Source organism: Vibrio splendidus 12E03, from assembly GCF_000272105.2.
GTDB classification, from domain to species: domain Bacteria; phylum Pseudomonadota; class Gammaproteobacteria; order Enterobacterales; family Vibrionaceae; genus Vibrio; species Vibrio splendidus_I.
This window is the reverse complement of record NZ_AJZD02000155.1, coordinates 1-1005: the sequence shown is the minus strand read 5'-3', so window position 1 is coordinate 1005 and position 1005 is coordinate 1. Positions and strand designations below refer to the sequence as shown.

The window sequence follows — 1005 nt, the reverse complement described above, 5'->3', positions numbered from 1 at the left end:
ACAAGGAATGAACAAGCATGCAATCAGTAAAGAGTTAGGGGGTAGTCGGACAACTGTGTATAAAGTATTAGGTTGAAGAGCTAGCATCAACTGGAAGAGCTGAGTAAATATTAGTTCGTATAAAATTTATCTGCGTGGAGTTGATTAATTTTATCCAAAGAGTTCTGAGTGAGAACCACAACGAACTAATATCAACTCTTGTTTATCCCAATCCACATCCCAGATAAGTAAAAAATCTGGCTGAATATGACACTCCATGTGCGGCTTCCTAATCTTGCTGGTCACCGAAAACCACGCTGACAGCGTTTAGATATTCTTCTGGTGAAACGTTGATAAGTAGTACAGCGTTAAAATCATTAATGTTTAGCGATTTCAAAGTTTCTAATGGGAGTTTTTGAATATTGAGATGGTCAATTTGCCGTAAAAATTTCTCCAAAAATCCATATAACACGTATTTAGGCTGGAATATTTCATTGAAATGGTCCAAATTCCGGATTTTGGATAGATCTTCCCTATGCAAGCCCCTCCCCACGCCGGCTTAAAGCCTCATTGATAATGTTTTTTCGACCTACGCCAGCATGGAAAGCCGCAAATCTCATTCGGCCACCGCACAGAATGCATTCAAAAGGATCCACTTTCAAAAAGGACTTTATCATCTGACCATATCGAAGGACTGGCGTACGCGGTGGATGACTCTCCATACCTAGAGCTTCACGTACTTTAGATAACTGATTTCCGACCACACGATTGGCCAAAAAGCCAAAGTAACGGATCATGCGAAAGTTTTTCTCTGGGATGTGCTGGACGAGACGTTTGATCAACTCAATTTGGCTAACTTCCTCTATTTCATATTTGCCTGTGTGATGGTCGAGGTATCGAAACGATAGGTTGGCTTCACCACGATAATGAGCCAATTTCGCGCCAGCAATTGGCGGACGTTTAAGGTAACGACCTAAGTAGTTTATTGTGGCTTTAGGATGCTGGGTTTTCTTTGCAAAGTGCACA

The 1005-nt window shown here is 41.3% G+C and carries 2 protein-coding genes and 1 pseudogene; 1 reads left to right on the top strand and 2 read right to left on the bottom strand.

Annotation, left to right across the window (positions count from 1 at the left end):
• Positions 1–76 (top strand): annotated as a pseudogene (locus A142_RS25415) (recombinase family protein); the annotation flags it as partial.
• Positions 77–150: 74 nt separating this feature from the next.
• On the opposite strand, the gene A142_RS11350 reads toward A142_RS25415, so the two are convergent.
• Positions 151–258, bottom strand: a complete 108-nt coding sequence (locus tag A142_RS11350; RefSeq protein WP_019825890.1) for a type II toxin-antitoxin system YafQ family toxin — start codon at positions 256–258, stop codon at positions 151–153.
• A gap of 254 nt (positions 259–512) precedes the next feature.
• Positions 513–1005: IS91 family transposase (locus tag A142_RS11340; protein ID WP_019825886.1), on the bottom strand; the 493-nt coding region annotated here is incomplete at its 5' end.

What these genes read in the sequence shown, in the direction of transcription:
- A142_RS11350 (WP_019825890.1), bottom strand. Translation starts at nt 258, where the DNA reads ATGGAGTGTCATATTCAGCCAGATTTTTTACTTATCTGGGATGTGGAT.